The organism is Mycobacterium sp. (assembly GCF_049647605.1).
In the GTDB taxonomy this organism is placed as follows: Bacteria; Actinomycetota; Actinomycetes; order Mycobacteriales; family Mycobacteriaceae; genus Mycobacterium.
Genome location: NZ_JBARXZ010000124.1, coordinates 41,660 through 61,273, shown reverse-complemented (window position 1 = coordinate 61,273; position 19,614 = coordinate 41,660). Strand labels below are relative to the sequence as shown.

The following is a 19,614-nucleotide window of genomic DNA, read 5'->3' as shown; positions in this document are numbered from 1 at the left end:
CGACGAAGACGGTTCGCGGCGCCTGCGGTTGCGGGGCTTCCTGCACCACCGGTACCGGCGCTTTGATCGTCTCCGGGGGCGGGGCGGGTGCCGGAACCAACGCATCCGGGAGCGCCTCCGGAACCTGGGTGGGAACAATGACGCCCTCGGCAGGGCTGGGGCGCTGGTCGACCGTCGGCCTGATGCTGACCGCCAGCGAGATCACCAATGCGGTGACACCGAGGACAAAGATCGAGGTCAGCGCACTGCCCACGAGCAGGAACGGTTTACGGCCCGGCTGCTGTTCGGACGGTTCCGGCTTGTCATCGGCCTCGAATGCGGGGAATGCCTGCGAGTCCTCGGCCTCGCTGTAAGCCAGCGGCGCCGGCGCTCCGGTGTAGTTGATGCCGGCCGCCTGGGTGACGTCGGCGGCGGCGACACCTGCAAGAGCCGCGCCCGCGGTGGTGCCGTCCACACCGTCGTTGGAATAGGCCAGGCCAACGGTAGAGGCCTCGAACAGCGGGGCGTTGGCGCTGGCCAGCGCAGCACCCCGGGCCAGCGCCACTTCGGGTTCCTCGGGCGCGTTGACCGGCAGCGACGTCGCCGATTCGAGTTGCAGTTTGATGGCGCCGACGCTCACCCCGGAGCCGACGACAAAGACGCCTTGCGGCGGGGATTCGAGTTTTTCCAGTCCGGCGACCATCGAAGCCAGTTCGGCCACGGCGTCGGCGGTGTGCAGGTCGTGGCTCTGAACCTTGACGATCGAGCCATCGGCGGTCTCCACCACCGCAAGAGTGGCGGTGTTGCGCTCGAGAAACATCAGCGCGGTGCGCTCGTACCCGACGGCGCGGCCCACCGCCTGCGCAAGGGCGCCCGCGGCATGCAGTTCCGAGACGAGCAGGACGTCATCGATCTTGCGAGCGGCCAGGGCGTCACGCAGCGCAGCGGCTTCCCCGTGGTCACGCCAGGCGACACCGGTGCCGACAAGGCGGTGACCGCTCTCCAGGGCACTTTCCCTGGTGCCGAGAATCGCCGCGACAACTTGCCCTGGTGCCGTTGCCGACGGATCGTCGGCGGGGATGTCGAACACATCGTGATCGACAGTCGCGCCGTCGGCTTTTTCCCCTTCGACCAGCACCATGCGGACTGTCGTCGGCGTCATCGACACACCGAGTACGATGTCCACTTACCCTCCAAGACTATTTGCTGCGACGCGTACACCCAGCCCCGCGTTCACACGTCACTCCTGCTGCCAGCTAGAAGTTTCATCGTGTGCGCGTCCGCCGGTGTTACACCATCTGCGATTAGCTGGGCGCCCCGTCGCCCCGCTGTTCCAGACTACGCGTCGAGCTCAGTCCCGCTTGTCGAAATTCAGGTACGACCGAGACGGCGTGGGGCCCCGCTGCCCCTGGTACTTCGAGCCCACCTTGGCGCTGCCATAGGGGTGTTCGGCCGGGCTGGTCAGCCGCAGCAGACACAGCTGGCCGATCTTCATGCCCGGCCACAGCGTGATCGGCAGGTTGGCGACATTGGAGAGTTCCAGGGTGATGTGGCCACTGAACCCGGGGTCGATGAAACCGGCGGTCGAATGTGTCAGCAGGCCCAGCCGACCCAGTGACGACTTCCCTTCGAGGCGGCCGGCAAGATCGTCGGGCAACGTGCACAGTTCGAGTGTCGAGCCCAGCACGAACTCACCCGGATGCAGCACAAAAGGCTCGCCCTCACCTGGCTCGACCAGGCTCGTCAGGTCGTCCTGGCGCTGAGCGGGGTCGATGTGGGTGTAGCGCAGGTTGTTGAAAACCCGGAACAGGTTGTCGAGCCGGACGTCGACACTGGACGGCTGCACCATCGAGTCGTCGAACGGATCGATCCCCAATCGGCCTGCAGCGATTTCGGCACGGATATCGCGATCAGAGAGCAGCACGCAAAGGAGCGTATCGGCTGGCGCGCCCGCGTCCTTGGCTACATACCCAAGCGGGCGGTGAGCGCAGTGCGCCCTCACCGCCCGCTTTGGTCAAGATCTGCTTACTCGGCGCCCTTGTCGCTCGAGGCACGCTTCTCCGACTTCGAGGCCCGCTCGGACTTCTTCGCCGTCGGAGCGCCGTCGGTCTTGTCCGCCGTGTCAGACGCGCTGGACGTCCCGGTGGAAGCCTTCACGCTGCCACGAACATCCTTGACGTCCAGGCTGACGGTCGCGCCTGGTTCTGTTGCACCCAGGCCTGTTGCGGCTGGATCTGTAGCGCCTGGGGCTGCCGAGAGCGGCCCACGCTGCCACGACCAGGCCGACTTCTGAGCGGCCTCGGTGGCGGTCTCGGTGGCCGTTGCGGTGATCTCGCCCGGGGCCGCCTCAGTAGCTGTCTCGGTGGCCGTTGTTGCCTCAGCGGCCGTCTCGTTCGTGGCCGACTCGGTGGCCGTCGCAGTCTCGGCTGCCGCCGCCAGTTTCACCGCGAGGGCGTCCTCGCGCGTGGACCGAGTGGGCTCGGTGGCCGTCGCATCGGCGTTGTGGGCCGCAAGAAGCGACGAGTTGGTGCCGGCGCCGTCGTCGAGGACACTGCGGTCCACGGGCCACTGACCCCACGGAGTCAGCAACCCGGGTGCGGGGATGCGCGGGCCGCCGACCTCGCCGGTGATCAGTGGGCTGATGTCTCCGTAGCCGCCAAAGAGAAAACCGTTGATGACGTCGACGGGTGTCATCAGGAGCGCCAGCGCGTGCGCCACCGAGTCGCCCCGGCCGCCGGCCTCGAAGACCTTCGCGTGGGTTGCGCCGGTGGCGCCGATAGCGCTGACCAGCGGGCCGATCAGGCGCGCGAATGCGTAGTCCACGCCCGCGGTCAGTTCCGCCTTGATCTGGGCGGTGTTGCCGGGCAGCGCGCGCGCCACCACCTCGATGATGGCGTCGGTGAACGGGCCGACCGCGAGCGGCGCCAATGGCGCCAGCAGAGCGGTGGCGAAGATTGCGTGGTTCAGCGGCAGCAGGTTGTGGTCAGCCCACTGCGCGGCGAGCTGGTTGATCAGGGCGGGGGTGTCGTTCTCCCAGGCGTGGATGCTCTCCTGGACGGCGGCCACCGCTCCTTCCACCAGAATCTGCAGGCTGCTGAAGACAACGGGTTGCACTTCGGTGGTCACCACGCGGGGCGCGGCGATGACCTCTTCCGCAGCGGACACCATGGGGACTGACGCGAAGGCAATGGCCCCAGCGCCCGCCAGCGCAACGCCGGCTTTCATTGACCGATGAAATCCGTTGTACGCCATGCCTTCTGAACTCCATTACATTCGCCGGGACGCAGACCAGGCGAAGTCTAGCTAACTTCGACGGGGAATTGGGGGCTACCTTTGCCGACCCTTTTACACCGCCGCGCTCCCGCCTCAACCCAACCCGCGATAACCGAGGTGCTACCCTCACATGCCACACCGCCGATGTAGTTCAATGGCAGAACATCAGCTTCCCAAGCTGAATACGCGGGTTCGATTCCCGTCATCGGCTCCACGTTGACCAGCTCGAACCCGAACGATGGCGATCGTCGAATCCACTCCGTGGTTCTTCACCAGCACCTGGGCATTGCGCCGCCACCGGGGCGGCACCGGCAGTGCTGATGTCGGTGGTGGTCGCCGCTGATGCCGGCGAGGTGGCGGATCGCCTTGGACGTCGTGCGTTCACCGTCATCAGTTCTCGGTGTGCGGATGGGCGGGTAGCCCGGTGATCGCGCAGTTCGGGCAGTTCTCGACGGTCAGCCGATCGTCATGATGATCGAGCGGGCGTCGGATCCCGACAAGCGCCATCGCCGCCGCGACGACCATGAGGCCGGCGGAGATCGCCATGGCGGTCCGGAACCCTCCGGCGAAGGCCGTCGGATCGGCGTAGTCCGCCCCGCTGATCCCGGCGATGCCCGGTAGCACCGCCACGGCCAGCAGTCCCCCGGCTCGGGCCAGGGCATTGTTGACCCCGGAGGCTGATCCGGCCATGTTCCGCGGCGCGGAGTCCAGCACCGTCGCGGTCAGCGGCGCCACCACGAGCACCATGCCGGCACCGAAGACGCCTGCCGCGGGCGCGACGTCGAACACCCACGACGCATCGGGACCGATCCTCGTCATCAGCAGCAACCCAGCCGCCGCGATCAGCGGGCCGATCGTCATCGGTATCCGCGGCCCGATCCGGCTTGCGAGCTCGCCCGCCCGTGGCGAGAACGCCAGCATCACCGCGGTGAACGGTAGCAGGGCCGTGCCGGCGGCGACCGGGCTGAATCCGGCCACGGTCTGTAGCTGCAGCACGAGCAGCAGAAACGCTGCTCCCAGCGCTCCGTAGATCAGCAGCGTCATGGCGTTGGCGATCCGGAATGTTTTGTCGGCGAACATCTTCGGCGATACCAGCGGATGCTTGGAGCGGCGCTCCACGATGACGAAGACGGCCAGCGCAAGCACGCCGACCACGCTGGACACCAAGGCACCCGGGGTTGCACCGCGTTCCCCCAGGGCGGTGAGCCCCTGGGTCAGTGCCCCCAGACCCACCACGGTCAGCGCGGCCCCGGGTAGGTCAAGCCCTTTCGGCGAGGTGGGGTCGCGACTCTCCGGGACATGACGGGCGGCCACCGCGACCACGACGGCGGCAAGCGGCAGATTGACGAGGAACACCGCCCGCCAGTTCCATTCGACGAGCACTCCACCGATGAACGGTCCGATCGCGGCAGCAATTCCGCCGAGCCCCGACCAGGCGCCGATGGCAGCGCCCCGGTCGGCACTGTGGAATGTAGCGGAGATCAGCGCCAGACTGCCGGGGGTCAACAGTGCCCCGCCGACCCCTTGCAGCGCTCTCGCGGCAATCAGCACCTCGGTGTTCGGTGCCACCCCACAGGCCACCGAAGCCAGTGCAAACCAGACGACCCCGATCAGGAACACCCGGCGCCGCCCGAAGTGATCGCCGAGTGAGCCGCCGAGCAGGATCAGCGACGCGAGCGTCAGCGTGTAGGCGTTGATGATCCACTGCAGACCGCTGAATCCGGCTCCGAGATCCTCGCCGATGTGCGGCAGCGCAACGTTGACCACCGTGCCGTCCACCATGACGATGCCCGAACCGAGGACCGTCGCGAGCAGCACCCATCGGCCGGCCGCGGTGCCCATCCTCACGCCGGTTGCGTGCGCCACCAGCTACCTCCACCCTGCTCGGCTTTCGATGAAGTCAACAGCGCCCTACCGGAGAGTGGTGATCATCCCGCCGTCGATGGTCATATCGGACCCGGTGATGTTCGCGGCGCGATCACTGGCCAGGAACACCACCAGATCGGCCACTTCGGCGGCGGTGCTGAACCGCCCCAACGGGGTGTTCTCCACCACCGATTGTGCGATGTCCTCAGGTGTCTGGCCGCTGGCATCGGAGAAGGTGCTCGCGACGCCGCCGTCGCCGAACCACAGCTGGGTACGGACCGGCCCCGGACTAACCGAGTTCACCCGGATACCTCTGGGGCCCAGTTCTTTCGACAAACCCTTGGTCAGGTTGGCCAACGCCGCTTTGGTGGCGCAGTAGTCGGGCAGCGCCGGGTCGGGCAGGAAAGCATTCACCGAACCGACCACAACAATGGCGCCGTTGTCACGTTTGAGGAGTTCGGGGATGGCTGCGCGCGTGGTCCGCACGGCGGCCATCACACCTAGGTTCCAGGTGGCGTTCCAGTCGTCGTCGGTCACGGTGGTGAAACCACCCGGGCGCACCACCGCCGCACCCACGTTGTTGACCAGGATGTCCAACCCACCGCGCTCCGCGGCCGCCGAGATCAGCTGCGCCGGTTGATCCGCTACCGCCAGGTCGACGGCCACGAAAGTCGCCCTGCCTGCGCTTTCGAGTTCGCCCAGTTCAACGCTGCAGGTGCGAGCACCAGCGATGACGTGTGCCCCGGCGTCGGCCAGTGCCTTGGAGATCGCCAGACCGATTCCCTTGCTGGCTCCAGTGACGACCGCCGTTTTTCCGGTGAGGTGTAGATCCATGTGCCACCACTTCCGTTGCACCGACCGATCCGCCTGTTCGGTTGGACGCTAGCCCTGCCTTGGGCGGTGGGGCAATGGCTCTGCTCACGCAGGCTTCCGGCGTGGGACGATCATCGTCGGGACCGGCGCATGCCGCAGGATTCGTGCCGCCGCAGAGCCCAGGAAAACCTGGGCCACCGGTCCGGCCGCGCCGGAACCCAGCACCAGGATGTCGCCGGGTTCCCAGGAGATCGAATCGACCGCATCCAGCCAGCTCGGTCCCGCTCCGATCACCACATCAGCATGGAGAGTGTCGGTGCCCGAACGTATCTGCTGTATCTGCGCCGCGATTTCCGCCTCGGTTCGCCGGGACCAGGCCTCCACCACCAGATCCTCCGCGTCCGGTTCGAGGGCACCACGGAACCGGGTCATCGGCCGCACGGTGAAGGACGCGATACGCAGCCGTGACGACCACCTCCGCGCCAGATCGGCCGTCGACGCCACCAGACCCACGGCATCCGACTGCCCGCCGTAGGCCACGGTCAGTCGGTCGATCTGGCTCAGATTCTCCGAGTACCCCCGGGGCGCGATCGCCACCGGCACAGCGGCGGTGTGGACGAGGCGGTCGGTGACGCTGCCCAGCGCGACGCGGCCGAGCAGTCCCGACGACGACGACCCCACCACCACGACGTCCGCGCCGGTTTCCGCCGCGATTTCGGTCAGGCCCTCCGGGATGGATGGGGCATGGTGCACGAGCTGCCAGACGTCCAGATCATCTGGAAGTCGGCGAACCATCCGTTCCAGCGACTGCTTGGCCTGTACCGCAATGTAGTTCAGGTATTCGCCTTCGACCGGATCCGTCTTCGGCGGCCACGGCTGTTCGACTATCACCGCCGCGACGATTCGCGCCCCAGTGCACCGGGCCAACTGCGCCGCCAGATTCAGTGGCGCCATCCCCTGGCGACTCGCGCTGAAACCGGCGATGATGGTCACCACCGAACCCGGTTCACTTCAACCGATGTGGCAACAATGTGGGTCACCGGGAGTTTGAACTGAGCGCGGGCACGGTCGACCACATCGAAACGCTGCCAAATGGAAGATTCCGGCGGCAGGGTCGAGATGACGATCTGGTCCGGCCCGAACTCGTCGACCGCCTGTTCCAGGGCTCGCAATGGCCGGTAGTCGCCCAATTGACCTTCCGCATCCAGGTTTTGGCTGTGTAAGGCCAACAAGGTGGCCTCGAGGCGCGCGGTCGCCGCTTCCTGCGTGGCCTCCGACACATCACGCGGTCCGTGCGTCGCCGCCGCACCGGTGTCGACGGCGTTGGCGGGCACCACCACCAAATACTTCGCTTCCCGGTCGGCCCCGATGCGCGCCAACTCCTCGAGCAACTCCTCGGAGTCGACCGTCTGATTCGCCAGTACCAGCACCCGGTGCCCAGGACCGCCGGGCAACACGTCGTCCACCTGGGCCGGGCGCCGTTTCACGAACTGTCTGTTGACAACGAACAGCACGATCACCACCGCCCACGACAGCAGGCTCAGCACCAGTTGGGACCGCAACTCCGAGTCGATGAACATCTGCACCAGGATGGCCAGGATGCCCGCTGCGGTGAGGATCGACAGCACCGGGAACAGCCACATCTTCACGCGGAGTTCGGAATCCGGTGTGCGGTAACGCAGGATGATCTGGGAGATCGCGATCAGCAGGTAAACGAAGAGGATGATCGCGCCGCTCGAGTTCAGCAGGAACGCAAAGATGGTGTCGGGTGACACCGCTGCGGCGATCACGCAGAGAAAGCCGATCACCGATGACGCGAGAATCGCCTTGGCCGGCACGCCCCGTTTTGTCACCTGGACCAGTGCCGGTGGCGCTTCGCGGCGGGCCGCCAACACGAAAAGCATCCGTGAGGCGGTGTACATCCCCGAGTTCAGGCAGCTCAGCACCGCGGTCAACACCACGGCATTCATCACGTGGTCGGCATACGGGATACCCATCTCGGTGAAGGCGGCGACGAACGGTGACGCGGCCACCCCCTCGTCGTTCCAGGGCAGGATGGTCACCAGCAGCAGCACCGCGCCGACGTAGAAGATCAGGATGCGCACGATCACCGAGTTGGCGGCTTTGGCCACCGCCCGTTCCGGGTCCGCGGATTCGGCCGCCGCGATGGTCGCTATCTCCGCGCCGACCATCGAGAAGATGACGGTGACGATGCCGACGGTGATCACGCCGAAGCCCAACGGCATGAATCCGCCGTTGGCCGTGAGATTCGAGAAGTCGGCCGACTTGTCGGGCCACAGGCCGAAGACGAAGGCGGTACCCAACCCGATGAACGCGATGATGGCGGCCACTTTGATACCGGCGAACCAGAATTCGAACTCACCGTAGGAGGCCACCGAGAAGAGGTTGGTGGCCGTCATCAGAACCATGAAGACCAACGCGGACAGCCAGAGCGGTACGTCGATCCAGTACTGCACGATCTTGGCGCCCGCGATGGCCTCGAAGCCCACCACGATGACCCAGAAGTACCAGTACAGCCAGCCAACGGAGAAACCTGCCCAATTTCCCAACGCTTTGCGCGAGTAGTCCGCAAACGACCCGGTGGACGGGTTCGCCACCGCCATCTCAGCGAGCATCCGCATCACCATGATGATCAGCACGCCGGCCATGCCGTAGGTGAGGAAGGATCCTGGGCCCGTTCCGGAGATCACCACCCCGGATCCGACGAACAGGCCCGCACCGATGACCCCACCGATGGCGATCATGGTGAGCTGACGCTGGCTCAGTGCCCGTTTGAGGGAGGGTGCTGCACTCATGGTGGCCTGACCTCTCGAGGCCGGTTTACGGCCAACGGGCGACGAGTACCCCGTTGTGAGCTAGATCACCAACCGGTCAGCTGTGAGAACGCTGGACATTTCGGACGTCGCTGCCGGCTGCCGGGTCCTGGTGATCCATCCCTTGACGCCCTTGACCGAAGCCCGATTCAGGAGCTCGCGGTAGAGCTCGTCGGAGACCACCGGGGTCCGGCTGAGCAGGAACCCGCTCAGCCCGGTGGGATCGCTGACGATGGCCCACTGGTAATCGGGGTCCAGGTCGACGATCCAGTAATTGCCCGGAGGTCTGGCCGAGGCGGGGAAGAAGAACTGCACGTTCAGCTTGTTGTTCAGGGCGTTGACCGGCAGCGCGACGCCAACGATGCGGGACAGGGGTCCGTTGTTGACGAAGTAGTTGCCGGAGTTGACGACTCTGACGGACCCGTCCGGGTTGAGGCTGTAGTCGGCCGTGGTGTTCACCAGACCGAGCGAGAAGAACTGCTTGACGCTGCCCACCTCGTACCAGGTGCCCAGGTATTGGTCGAGATCCACCGACGGCGCTGGCGCGAGCACCACGGCGGCGGCGTTCCCGAGCACGATGTACTGGTCGGGGGCGCCGTAGATGCCGGTGCCGTCGACCGGGCCCAGCCCCTGGTACAGGTCGTTGATCCAGCCGTTCGCCAAGGTGTAGACGGCCGCGGTGTTGCCGGGCGGGGAGAACCTGGTGATCAGCTGGGCGAAGAAGTCGATGATCGGGTTGGCGCCCAGCAGCGAGTCGACGTGCGAGCCGCCGGCCAGGGTGACACCTACGAAGTCACCGGGGCGCGCTGCCACCAACGCCGCGGTGGTGGCGCCGAAGGCGTTCCATGCCTGCGGCGGCGCGGCGATCTGATAGATCGGGATGTAGGGGTCGGCGAGGCTTTGCAGGGCTCTTTCCAGAACCCCGGTGCGGGCAACTCCGTCGAACATCACCACGCCGCGCAGGCGCCGCTCGTTGGTGGGGTCGGAGGCGTAGTAACCGGCGACGGCGGCGGCGAAGCCACCACCGGCGGAATGCCCGGCGAGGATGAAGTTCTCCGGCAAGGTGCCCTGGTAGCCGGCGGCGATGGCGCTGGCGTTCAGCCCCTCCTGGTCGCCGAGGAACATGCTGGCCGCGCCCTGCTGGATGGCGGCGTCATTGAGTGAACAGCCCGAGCAGAAGAGCCCGAAGGACGGCACATTGGGGGCGACGACAATGCTGTTGGTCTGCTGCGCCAACGACTTGGCCAGCGCGGAGTACCACGACTTGTCGGCGAGGAAGCCGTGTTGAAGCCAGATGACACCGGTGGCGGCCACCGAACCGTCGGCCTGGGTGGGGAAATACCAGTCGGCCCGGGTGGTGTAACCGCTGCTGCCCACCGGAATGGTCAGCGACGAATGGCCGGTCTGCACGCCGGTCACCGTGCCGGCGGCGGCGGTTGATGCGGCACTGCCCGTCGTGACGGCCCCGGTCCAGGCCACGGGGAGCGCCGCCGCCTCGGGGCGCGACAATCCGAGCGTCGAGAGCAGGTTCAACACCATGGTGGTGACCGGACCGGGTGAGTGTGCCTCGGTGGCCGCCGCCGGCAGGGCCTCCGTCGTGGTCTCGACCGTGGTCGGTTCCGGTGTGGGACTGACCGATTCAGGGGTCGCCGGGCTCGGTGCCTGCTGGACGTCGCGTGACCGGGTACGGACCGGCGCGCGTCTGTCGGCTTCGGATGCGGTCTTGGACTTAGCCGCTGCCTCGGTCTGGATCTCGGGCTTCGGCTCGGCCTCGGTCTCGGTCTGGATCGTGGGCTCGGCCTTGGTGACCGGATGGGTCTGGGTCGCGGGCTCAGCCGTGTCCGTCGAGTCGCGCTCGACGTCAGCGGATTCCCGGTCGGCTTTCGCGGCGGCCCGCTCAGCTCTTGCTGTCTGCCGCTGCAGCGTGATCACTGACTTGGACGACGCGCGCGCTGCGTCGCGCACCGAGCTACCGCGCAGAGAGGACGACGACGGCTCTGCCGCGCTGTCCGTCTCCCGCTGGGTCGTGCCCTTCCTGGCCGTGCCCTTCCTGGTCGTGGCGCTTTTGTCGGTCGTGCTCTTCTTAGCCGTAGCGCTCGTCGATTCCCGTGCGGGCTGGGAGGTCGCACGGTCCTGAGCACCACTCGTCGCACCGGTGGCGGAATCGGTGTCGGCCAGGGCGACGCCGTGGCCGGCGCTCAGCGCAATGCAGGCACCGGCCCCCATCGTCCCCAACCACAGCGCCCACCGTCGCGACCTCACCGTCGGACTGTAACCGGCAACCGTCGGCCGAAGACCAAAATTGCCCCTCCGTCAGCATGACGTCATTTCACGGGTGGTCTCAGAGCGACGGAGCCATAGAGCGCCGGTCCTCGTCGGCAAAGCTCTCCTCGAGCTGCAGCGGCGAGGAATCGATGTCGATCTCGGCCAGCGGTCGCTCTCGGGCGCTGCTGATGGTGCCGAAGCGCCGCATGCCCTTGTCAGCGGCATACTGCTGGAATTCGTCCATCTGCAAGCCGAACGGCACCTCGTCGTACAGGGCGAAACCATCTTCGGTGTTCTTCAGTGCCAACGGGATCAGTTCGTTCATCCGGCCCTCGAAGACTGTCCAGTTGGCGTCGTCCGCGGCGACGTGACGCCGGCAGGTGAAGGTTCCCCAGGCCATGTGCCGCCGCTCGTCATCCCCGATGCGACGCACCAGTTCCTGCATCCCCGGAAGAATGCCGCGACCAACACAAATCCGTTGCCAGGCATAGTAACCCGTCAACGCCATCATCCCTTCGATGACGTGGTTGTAGGTCGCCGATGCGCGTACCTGCGCGGCCGGGGACGGGTCGGTGGCCAGCGCGTCGAGCGAGGCGGGCAGCTCGTCGTAGAACATCTGCCGGTAGGCGGGCAGGTCATCGAGATAGCCCTGCAGATCCTCGGTCATGCCCACGGCATCGAGCCACATCCGGAACACCTGAGTGTGCTTGGCCTCCTCGAAGGCGAACTGCGTCAGATACATCTCGTCGCCGAGTCGACCTTCCGCGCGCATCGCCGCCATGAAGGGCTGGATGTCTTGTGTGACCGCCTCTTCTCCTGCGATGAACTGAGCGCACAACCGGGTGGCCCAGTGCCGCTCGACACTGCTCAGTGACTCCCAATCCTCGCGGTCGCGGCTGAAGTCGATGTCGGCCGGATTCCAGAATTTCGCATTGCCCCCGGCAAAGAGCTTCAGCGGCAAGCTGTCCCAGTGCAGACCTCCAGCAGCCAGGGAGTCCGAGCGGGTTCTAGACATGAGTGTGACCTCCTGAGGTCGGTACTGCGATGGTGGGCTGGGCAGGAGAAGACGGAATCGCCGGCGAGAAGGCAGGAGCCAGCACGGCGGCGAAGTGGGCGACCCACGTATCGCGCAGATCGATCAGGAATTCGAAGGCTCCCGCCGGAGAATCCGTGCGCCGCGAACTCTGCCTCTGCGACCGCCAGCACGGCGTTGCGGCGGCTCCCGTCGAGACGGGCCCATGTCACCGTCGGCACGGTGCTTCCCCTCGGCCAGGTCGGCTATGACCACTGGTCATTTTAGTGTGATCCAGCACACAGTCAAGGGTCGAGGGTGCCGCCTCTTCGCATTGCCGGCGATCGATCGGTGTGGGCGCACAGCAAGCCGACAAAACCGGAACGACGTGCACTCCGCCGGTATCTTCGTGGCATGGCGACACCGCTCACCATCATGTTCTGGCCCGAATCGGCCTACGGGCCGACCAATCAGTGCATCGGTCTGGCTGCCATTCTGCGCGAGCGCGGCCACCGGATCGTGTTCGCGGCGGAGAGTTCCTGGGCCGGTAAACTCGCGCCCTTCGACTTCATCGAGGAACTCGTCGATCTGGCCGAACCGGACGCGGACGCAGGTGAGCAGGACGCCGGAAAGTTCTGGACGGACTTCATCGCCGAGACCGCCCCGGAGTTCCGGAAGCCGACGGTGGACCAGCTGGAGTCATTCATCCGCCCGACGTTTCAGGCGCTCATCGACGGTGCCATGTACAGCGAGCCACGGCTCCGCGAGATCATCGCCACCCACAAACCGGACGTCATCGTCGAGGACAATGTGGTGCTGTTCCCGGCGCTCACCACGGCAGGAGCGCCGTTTGTCCGGATAGTGTCCTGCAGCCCACTGGAAATCCCCGGACCCGAGGTTCCGCCCCCGTTCTCCGGGCTGCCGAGCGCCGACCGCACCGACTGGGACGGCTATCGCGCCGAGTTCGAGAGTTCGCACCGCGCCATCTGGACCGAGTTCAACGCCTGGGTGCAGGAACAGGGAGCTGCGGCGTTGCCGGACTTGGAGTTCATGCCGCGCGGCAATGCGGCGAACCTCTACGTCTATCCGGCCGAGGCCGACTACACCGACGTGCGTCCACTCGACAGCAGCTGGACGCGGCTGGACTCCAGTGTCCGAGAAACCGATGAGGACTACCCGCTGCCGGAGACGGTGGCCGATCGTCCCGCGGACAGCGCCCTGATCTACCTGTCCCTCGGTTCCCTCGGCGGTGCCGATGTCGAACTGATGCAACGCCTGGTCGACGTGCTCGGTACCACCGACCACCGCTACATCGTGAGCATGGGACCGCAGGCGGAGCGGATCACGTTGGCCGCGAACATGGCCGGCGCCCAGATGCTGCCGCAGACCAAGGTGATCCCACAGGTCGACCTGGTGATCTCCCATGGTGGCAACAACACCGTCACCGAGACCCTGCACTTCGGGAAACCGCTGATCGTCCTGCCGTTGTTCTGGGACCAGTACGAGAACGCCCAGCGCATGGACGAACTCGGCTTCGGCATCCGGCTCGACACCTACGCATTCACCGACGACGAGCTCACCGGCGCCGTCGACAGCCTGCTCGCCAACAGCGAGCTGCGCACAAAGCTCGCCGAAATCGGCGCTGCCGTCCGTGCGCGCAACGGGTTGCGGACCGGCGCCGACGTGATCGAACAGGTCGGGCTGGCACACCGGGGTCCGGTTGTCTGAGCTTCTCGACGCGCTCGACCTGCCGGGCCGAAAGCGGCTGGCCATCGTCAACGACGGCGGCAGGTGGTCGGCGCTACCGCAGGTGCACAACATCCGAGCCTCCGCCGGTGACGGGGCATCCGAGGCGCTGCTGGAGCTGCTGACACAGGGATCACAAGTGTTGGGCCGCTTCACTGTTCATTCCTGGGCGGCACGCATCGCGGCCGGAGAACGGGCAGTCGGCGTCGACCAGACCAACGAGTCGGTGATCGTCGGCGACTCCGCGGTGGTCAAGTGGTCCACGCATCTCGAGACCGGCCCAGACCCCGCGCCCAGCCGAATCGGTGTGCTACGCGACGCCGGTTTCACCGGGATGCCCACACCGTGGGGGTTGGTCACCTGGAGATCACCGGCCGGCGACGAGATTCTGGTGGCCAGTGTCGACGAGTACCTGAAGGGCGCGGTCGACGGCTGGACGTGGGCACCGGAGTTGATCACCGCCGCAACGCAAAGTGGCAACCACACCCAGCTCATCGAGGCCGCCACCTCCGTCGGAACCCTGGTGGCGAGTATGCACACCGCGTTGGCAGCCACCACCTCCACCGCCACCGCCCAGGACTGCAGCCGCTGGCGCGAGGATGCCCTACATACCCTTGATGTCGCTTGCACCGCAGGCGAATCCGCGAGTATCGGCTTCGCCCGCGAACACCGTCACACAATCGCGGCCCTCTTCGACGAGCTCGGTGGGCTCGCGGGAACCTCCGTCATCGACGGCCACGGCGACCTCCACGTCGGACAAGTGCTGCGCAGCGCCGACAGATTTGTGGTCACCGATTTCGACGGCAACCCAGTGCTGTCGCCCCAGCAGCGAATCCTGGCCATCCCCACCGTTCTCGACGTCGCCGGGATGGTTCAGTCGCTGACTCACTCCGGAATCGTCGCGCGCAAATACACCGAACTCGACACCGACGCACTCGCCGACACCGACGCCGCAGCACGTCGAGCTTTCCTGGCTGCCTACCTCACGAACCCGGACGCCCGGGCGCTGTACGATCCCGCACCGTTGCGGGCCTTTCGGGTGCAGCAGATTCTGCGCGAGATCATCTACGCTGCACAATATCTGCCGCGCTGGATGTATGTTCCCGACGCCGCACTACCCGCGCTTCTCGAAGAAAGGACAGCACCGTGAAACCCGAGGGGTTCGCCGCAGACCTGCACCGCAAACCCGAGGTCTTGAGCAACCTGTCCGACTTACTTGCCGGCGAAAACCCCTGGGCAGCAGCGGTTCCTGAGGACACTCAGCGGGTGGCGCTACTGGGCATGGGGTCCTCGGCCTATGCCGGCGGCGTCGCAGCCGCTCGAATGCGTGCCCGAGGTCTAATCGCCACATCCGAACTGGCGTCCTCGCCGCTGCTACCCGACTGGGGGCCGAACACCCTGGTCATCGCCACATCGGCCACCGGAGGCTCGGCGGAGACACTCGACGCACTCGACCGGCTCCCGACCGGGATGCGCACCGTCGCGTTGACCAACACCCCAGGATCGGCGATCACCGACGCGTGCGAGTCCACCGTCGAACTGCATGCCGAGCCGGAGATCGGTGGTGTGGCGTGCCGCAGCTATCAACACACCCTGGCACTGCTGATGGCGCTCGAATGTCATCTCACCGGCACCAGCACCGCCACGCTGGCTGACACGGTCCGGAAGGCGGCTGCGGCCAGCCAACATCTGATCGACACCGAATCCGATTGGCAGCCAGAATTATCCGAATTGCTCCTGGGCCCCACGGGAACCCACCTGGCCGCTCCCGCACACAGATTCAGTTCTGCACAACAGGGCTCACTGATGCTGCGCGAGGGCCCGAGATTGCCCGCTGTCGGCTGTGAGACCGGCGACTGGAGCCATGTCGACGTCTACCTCACCAAGACCACCGACTACCGGCTGCTGGTGTTCGCCGGTTCGGTGTGGGAGCCGCAGCTGGCCGAATGGACGACGATGCGGGGCAGCACCGTTGTCGGGGTGGGCGGTTCTGTCCCGGGCGCGGCCTACGAGCTGTGCTACCCCGGGGACTCCGACGACGACGTTCGGTTGCTCACCGAGGTGCTGGTGCCCGAGCTCATCGCCGCCAGGGCCTGGCCGGCGCAGTAGGTGCACGCGCCGGCTACGAAGTTTCGTCGGTCGACGCCTCGTCGACGACAGTATCGGCCTCGTCCAGCGCACTGACGGCGATGCCATAGGGCAGGAATCGCACCTTGCGCTTGGCATCGGTGTTGTGTTTGTTGGCCCGCAAGGCGTCGAGTTCGGTGGCGAACACCTGCTCGACCGTCGCGGCCCCGTCACCCGTCACGGTATAGATGGCCCACACTCCGTCCCCGGTGTCACCGGTGGTTTCGGGTTCGGGCCGCGGTCGAGAACCGCCCTGGTCAAAAAAGACGTTCCAGCCACCACGCTGGGATCCAGAAGTGTTGAGGACCCGGCCGAAGGCGTCCCGCAAACCCTCACCGGCCTCGCGGACCATCCGGTCGAAGTCCTCGGGGTCGAACCCGAAGGGATTGTTGCTGCTGCTCATTTCTCCAGTGTGCCACCGCCGACAAGCCCCACGCTGAACTGCGAGTTTGGATACAGAAGCGCGGGCTTCCGGCGTCAGGGGACGTGCTGCTGCTGCGACTCCCGATTCGGCACCTGAATCGGAATCGGCACCGGCAGGAACGGAATGTTCAGGTGCGTTGTTGTCATCGGCGGCAGCGTCGTGGTGGTTGTTGTGGGCGGCGTTGTTGTCGGCGGCGTCGTTTCCGGTGGCGTCGTCGTGGTGGTTGTCGTCGTTTCCGGCGGCGTCGTCGTAGTTGTGGTCGGCGGCGGTGTGGTGGTCTCCGGCGGCGGCGGAGGCACCTCCGTCGGTGTGACGGTGATGTACGTCGTCTCCGGCGGGGGCGGAACATACGTCGTCTCCGGCGGAGGCGGCGGCGGCAGCGTGGTCTCCGGCGGCGGCGGGGGTGGCGGCACCTCGCTGGTCAGCACCGGTGGCCGCACGCTTGTCGGCGTCGTATCGGTGCTCGTCGAATCTGTGGTCAAGGTATAGGCGACACCGCCGAGCGCCACCACCGCGATCAACGCTGCGGCGGCCAGCGCCAACTGCGGCAGCCGGTACCATGGCCGTGACGGAGGCTCCTCGAAAGTGCCTGTTGCCGGGGTGTATTCGATCTGCGGACGCGAACCGGTTTCCAACGCATACGGGTTCGGCGGTTCGTAGTCGCCTTCGTAGGGCACCGGGTCGGCCACGCTGTTGTCGTCCTGCGACCAGGCCAGTGCGCGGAACGTCGACGAGCCCGGTGCATTCGGGTCCGAAACCCAACCGCCTGCGCCGACCCCGAGCGATGACGTCGCGGCATCACCGAGCGCAGTCGACAGGCCGGTGGGCGCATCGGCGTCCGGTCCGCGCGCCGCGATCAACGCGGAGCCGACGGCGACATCCAGCGAGGGCAGCGCGGTGGTCACCACCGGTACCGCCGAACGTTCCGAAAGACGCTGGGTGACGCTTGGGATCAAGGCGCCACCCCCGACTGTCGCGACAGCGCTCAGATCAGACCAACTGATCCGATTGCGCTGCAACACGTCGTCGAGCGCGCCAAGGACCCCGCTCAGCGCCGGCTGGATCAGGGTCTCGAGCTCGGCCCGCGTCATCCGGGATTCGGTGGTGATGCCGGGAAGCTGAACGCTGACCGTTGTGGCGGTCTCGGCCGACAACCGCTCCTTGGCCCGCCGGCACTCGTCCCGCAACCGGGCCAACGACCCCACGGCCGCCGTCGCAGCAGGGTCCACATCGTTGCGGTTGGACAGGTCGGCCAGCACCGCTGTCAGCACGCTCTGGTCGATCTGGTCGCCGGAGAAGTCCGCGTAGCGCACCGTCTCGGCGACGGGCCGAAACCCGGCCGCCGCGTCGGCAATCGTGATGCTGGTTCCGCTACCGCCGAAATCCAGGAGCGCAACGAGGCCGCGACTGGCCAGCCCCGGATTGACCTGGAGTGCGGTCAGCGCAGCCACTGCGTCCGAGATCAGCCGTGGCGCCACCCCGCTGGGGGCCAGCTTGCGGTTGCCACGCAGCGCGGTGTCCAGCGCGCGGACCGCGCCCGGCGCCCAGTACGCGGGCACCGCAATCACGACGTCGCTGGCCGGGCTGAGGGCGCCCGCTGCGTCGGCCATCGCGCCCAGGGCTTCCACCAAGAGCTGGTCAGCCTGATGCGGCGAGCCGTCGACCGCCACCAGTGGCACGGGGTCGCCGACCCGTTCGACAAATCCACGCAGAACCAGCCCCGGTTCGGTCAGATTCGGGTTGTCTGACGGTAGGCCGACTTCGGCGGGGCGATGACCGTACAGGGTCACCACAGAGCGGCGCGTCACGGGCTGGGCTCCAACACGCGCCGCGACCAGGTTCGTTGTTCCGATTGACAACCCGTAGGGGTCGCTCACTGGCTACACCTTGTACTCGCTGCGGTCGAGAGGCCACCCTAACCGCTAGGGCCGCGTGGCGGGCAATCCGACACCCGCAGCCCAGCTCAGCGGTAGCTCATCCGTGACAAACTCGAAATTGACGGCCGGTAAAGCGGTGGTCGCTCAGTGCACCGGATGCATCGTCAAACGACTGTGAGCGGCAATGAGGTACGTGGTTCGAACTGGAATGTCGCGCCGCCACTGAATTTGGCGACCTCGACTTCGGGAAGGTCTTTGGTGGCGGTCTCACTGTGCTGGAACTCGGCGGCCCACTCGGTGTCGGTGCCGGTGACCTCCACCACGACGTGGGGGTCGACGGCGGTGGCGACGGCCTGCAGCGGCCGCGTCGACCCTGGTGTGCACAACGTTATCCAGGCACCGTCGTCGTGGGCGGCGGACCGTCGCACCTGCACCCGGCCGTCGGCGATCTCGGCATCGACGTAGCCGACCGGGTTCATCAGCGGATGGAGTTCGAGAACCCGTTGTATGCCCTCGATTCCGCGAGGCAGCCCGAGCGCCCTGTGGATGCGCTCGGCGGCTACTCCGGCCAGGCCCGTCAGCTGCTTGGTGCAGATCTCCTGCGCCAGTGTCTCATTCGCACGCTTGTTCACCGCAACGATGAACGACAGGTTCAACAGGTGCATTTGCAGGCAGATCTCGTCGGCCATCCGCACCAGCGCCGAGTGGGAGTAACTCGCAAAGTCGAAATCGGCCAGCAGCGCCCCCGAATAGTCGGCCTGGCCGACGTCATCGGGATCGATTGGCGTCAATTCCCAACTGGCCGCCGCACTTTCGCTCACCAGCGCCAGATGGGGGTGATCCTCGACCGGCGGGTACGACTCGTCGATGGTCACGGTCCAAGCACAGTGCGGATGACGGTCGGCGGGCATCCGTGGCGGCCGGTGAATCGGGCGGATCTGCGCCCGCCGATTGGTGGCCACCGCCGTCGCATCGAACGTCGGGTCTTCGATGTCATGACACATGCCGCGCACGTACTCGTCACCCATCGGCTCGACGTCGAGCAGGGCGCCGCAGTGGTCGAGATGGAATTCGCCGTGCCACCGGTCGTGCACGGTGTAGCGGAAGTCCATGAACTGTGGCGGCGCACCGATGTCGAGTTGTAGCCCTTTGAAGATGGTGATGACGTCGACGCCCTCGTACTTCAACGCCTTCTGCATCCGCCTGGTGTAGATCGGGCTGGCGCCCATCCACTCCTCGATTGCGACCTGGAGCATCTCTTGACGGCCGAAACTGCTGATACACCAGGCCATTCCAGAGCGATCGATCAGCTGACCGATGAGCAGGAGCTCGGGCACCAGGGTGGCGAGCTGATCCCTGGACAGCGACGCGTAACGGCTGTGGGCTGCAGTCACGTCC

General features: G+C 66.4%; 15 protein-coding genes, 1 tRNA gene and 1 pseudogene. 4 read left to right on the top strand and 13 right to left on the bottom strand.

What is annotated here, in order from left to right; all coding sequences use genetic code 11:
• The 3 genes from WBB07_RS16660 to WBB07_RS16650 all read right to left on the bottom strand — a co-directional run.
• Nucleotides 1-1,165: DUF7159 family protein (locus tag WBB07_RS16660; RefSeq protein WP_526309497.1), on the bottom strand; the 1,165-nt coding region annotated here is incomplete at its 3' end.
• 165 nt (nt 1,166-1,330) lie between these two features.
• On the bottom strand, nt 1,331-1,903 hold the full coding sequence (dcd, locus tag WBB07_RS16655; RefSeq protein WP_526309496.1) for a dCTP deaminase: 573 nt from the start codon (nt 1,901-1,903) through the stop codon (nt 1,331-1,333).
• Nucleotides 1,904-2,004: 101 nt separating this feature from the next.
• Complete coding sequence (locus WBB07_RS16650) at nt 2,005-3,204, bottom strand: hypothetical protein (protein ID WP_526309495.1); 1,200 nt, start codon at nt 3,202-3,204, stop codon at nt 2,005-2,007.
• 188 nt (nt 3,205-3,392) lie between these two features.
• On the opposite strand from WBB07_RS16650, the gene WBB07_RS16645 reads away from it, so the two are divergent.
• A tRNA-Gly gene (locus tag WBB07_RS16645) sits at nt 3,393-3,466 on the top strand.
• A gap of 176 nt (nt 3,467-3,642) precedes the next feature.
• Here the strand turns inward: WBB07_RS16645 and WBB07_RS16640 are convergent.
• The 7 genes and pseudogenes from WBB07_RS16640 to WBB07_RS16610 form a co-directional block, all read right to left on the bottom strand.
• A complete protein-coding gene (locus tag WBB07_RS16640; RefSeq protein WP_526309501.1) occupies nt 3,643-5,094 on the bottom strand; it encodes an MFS transporter in 1,452 nt (483 codons plus the stop codon).
• Between the two features lie 69 nt (nt 5,095-5,163).
• Complete coding sequence (locus WBB07_RS16635; protein WP_526309494.1) at nt 5,164-5,952, bottom strand: SDR family NAD(P)-dependent oxidoreductase; 789 nt, start codon at nt 5,950-5,952, stop codon at nt 5,164-5,166.
• 84 nt (nt 5,953-6,036) lie between these two features.
• Nucleotides 6,037-6,924 carry a universal stress protein gene (locus WBB07_RS16630; RefSeq protein ID WP_526309493.1) on the bottom strand — a complete coding sequence of 296 codons (888 nt, stop codon included), beginning with the start codon at nt 6,922-6,924 and terminating at the stop codon, nt 6,037-6,039.
• Nucleotides 6,921-8,747, bottom strand: a complete 1,827-nt coding sequence (locus WBB07_RS16625) for an amino acid permease (protein WP_526309492.1) — start codon at nt 8,745-8,747, stop codon at nt 6,921-6,923. The genes WBB07_RS16630 and WBB07_RS16625 overlap by 4 nt, the downstream gene beginning before the upstream one ends.
• 60 nt (nt 8,748-8,807) lie before the next feature.
• Complete coding sequence (locus WBB07_RS16620) at nt 8,808-11,027, bottom strand: lipocalin family protein (RefSeq protein WP_526309491.1); 2,220 nt, start codon at nt 11,025-11,027, stop codon at nt 8,808-8,810.
• Between the two features lie 79 nt (nt 11,028-11,106).
• A complete protein-coding gene (locus tag WBB07_RS16615) occupies nt 11,107-12,090 on the bottom strand; it encodes a R2-like ligand-binding oxidase (RefSeq protein WP_526309500.1) in 984 nt (327 codons plus the stop codon).
• A 68-nt stretch (nt 12,091-12,158) separates the two neighbouring features.
• A pseudogene (locus WBB07_RS16610) lies at nt 12,159-12,284 on the bottom strand (TetR/AcrR family transcriptional regulator); the annotation flags it as partial.
• Nucleotides 12,285-12,456: 172 nt separating this feature from the next.
• Between WBB07_RS16610 and WBB07_RS16605 the strand changes: the two are divergent.
• The 3 genes from WBB07_RS16605 to WBB07_RS16595 are packed head-to-tail and all read left to right on the top strand — an operon-like array spanning nt 12,457 to nt 15,897.
• Nucleotides 12,457-13,770 carry a glycosyltransferase gene (locus WBB07_RS16605; RefSeq protein ID WP_526309490.1) on the top strand — a complete coding sequence of 438 codons (1,314 nt, stop codon included), beginning with the start codon at nt 12,457-12,459 and terminating at the stop codon, nt 13,768-13,770.
• Nucleotides 13,763-14,938: a glucosamine kinase gene (locus WBB07_RS16600; protein WP_526309489.1), complete on the top strand. Its 1,176-nt coding sequence runs from the start codon at nt 13,763-13,765 to the stop codon at nt 14,936-14,938. The genes WBB07_RS16605 and WBB07_RS16600 overlap by 8 nt, the downstream gene beginning before the upstream one ends.
• Complete coding sequence (locus tag WBB07_RS16595) at nt 14,935-15,897, top strand: SIS domain-containing protein (protein ID WP_526309488.1); 963 nt, start codon at nt 14,935-14,937, stop codon at nt 15,895-15,897. The genes WBB07_RS16600 and WBB07_RS16595 overlap by 4 nt, the downstream gene beginning before the upstream one ends.
• A gap of 13 nt (nt 15,898-15,910) precedes the next feature.
• Here WBB07_RS16595 and WBB07_RS16590 read toward each other — a convergent pair whose 3' ends face one another.
• The 3 genes from WBB07_RS16590 to WBB07_RS16580 all read right to left on the bottom strand — a co-directional run bounded on the left by WBB07_RS16590 (nt 15,911) and on the right by WBB07_RS16580 (nt 19,610).
• The gene (locus WBB07_RS16590; RefSeq protein WP_526309487.1) at nt 15,911-16,318 is read right to left on the bottom strand and encodes an Rv0313 family protein; all 408 of its coding nucleotides are present in this window, start codon (nt 16,316-16,318) and stop codon (nt 15,911-15,913) included.
• A 74-nt stretch (nt 16,319-16,392) separates the two neighbouring features.
• Nucleotides 16,393-18,216 carry an Hsp70 family protein gene (locus WBB07_RS16585; RefSeq protein ID WP_526309486.1) on the bottom strand — a complete coding sequence of 608 codons (1,824 nt, stop codon included), beginning with the start codon at nt 18,214-18,216 and terminating at the stop codon, nt 16,393-16,395.
• 164 nt (nt 18,217-18,380) lie between these two features.
• Entirely contained in the window at nt 18,381-19,610 is a 1,230-nt protein-coding gene (locus WBB07_RS16580; RefSeq protein ID WP_526309485.1) for a hypothetical protein, read from the bottom strand.
• Nucleotides 19,611-19,614 lie beyond the last annotated feature (4 nt).

Bases quoted from the DNA above. Each gene is read 5' to 3' on its own strand.
- WBB07_RS16605 (WP_526309490.1), top strand. From the start codon at position 12,457: ATGGCGACACCGCTCACCATCATGTTCTGGCCCGAATCGGCCTACGGG.
- WBB07_RS16650 (WP_526309495.1), bottom strand. From the start codon at position 3,204: ATGAAAGCCGGCGTTGCGCTGGCGGGCGCTGGGGCCATTGCCTTCGCG.
- WBB07_RS16590 (WP_526309487.1), bottom strand. From the start codon at position 16,318: ATGAGCAGCAGCAACAATCCCTTCGGGTTCGACCCCGAGGACTTCGAC.
- WBB07_RS16635 (WP_526309494.1), bottom strand. From the start codon at position 5,952: ATGGATCTACACCTCACCGGAAAAACGGCGGTCGTCACTGGAGCCAGC.
- WBB07_RS16640 (WP_526309501.1), bottom strand. From the start codon at position 5,094: ATGGGCACCGCGGCCGGCCGATGGGTGCTGCTCGCGACGGTCCTCGGT.
- WBB07_RS16625 (WP_526309492.1), bottom strand. From the start codon at position 8,747: ATGAGTGCAGCACCCTCCCTCAAACGGGCACTGAGCCAGCGTCAGCTC.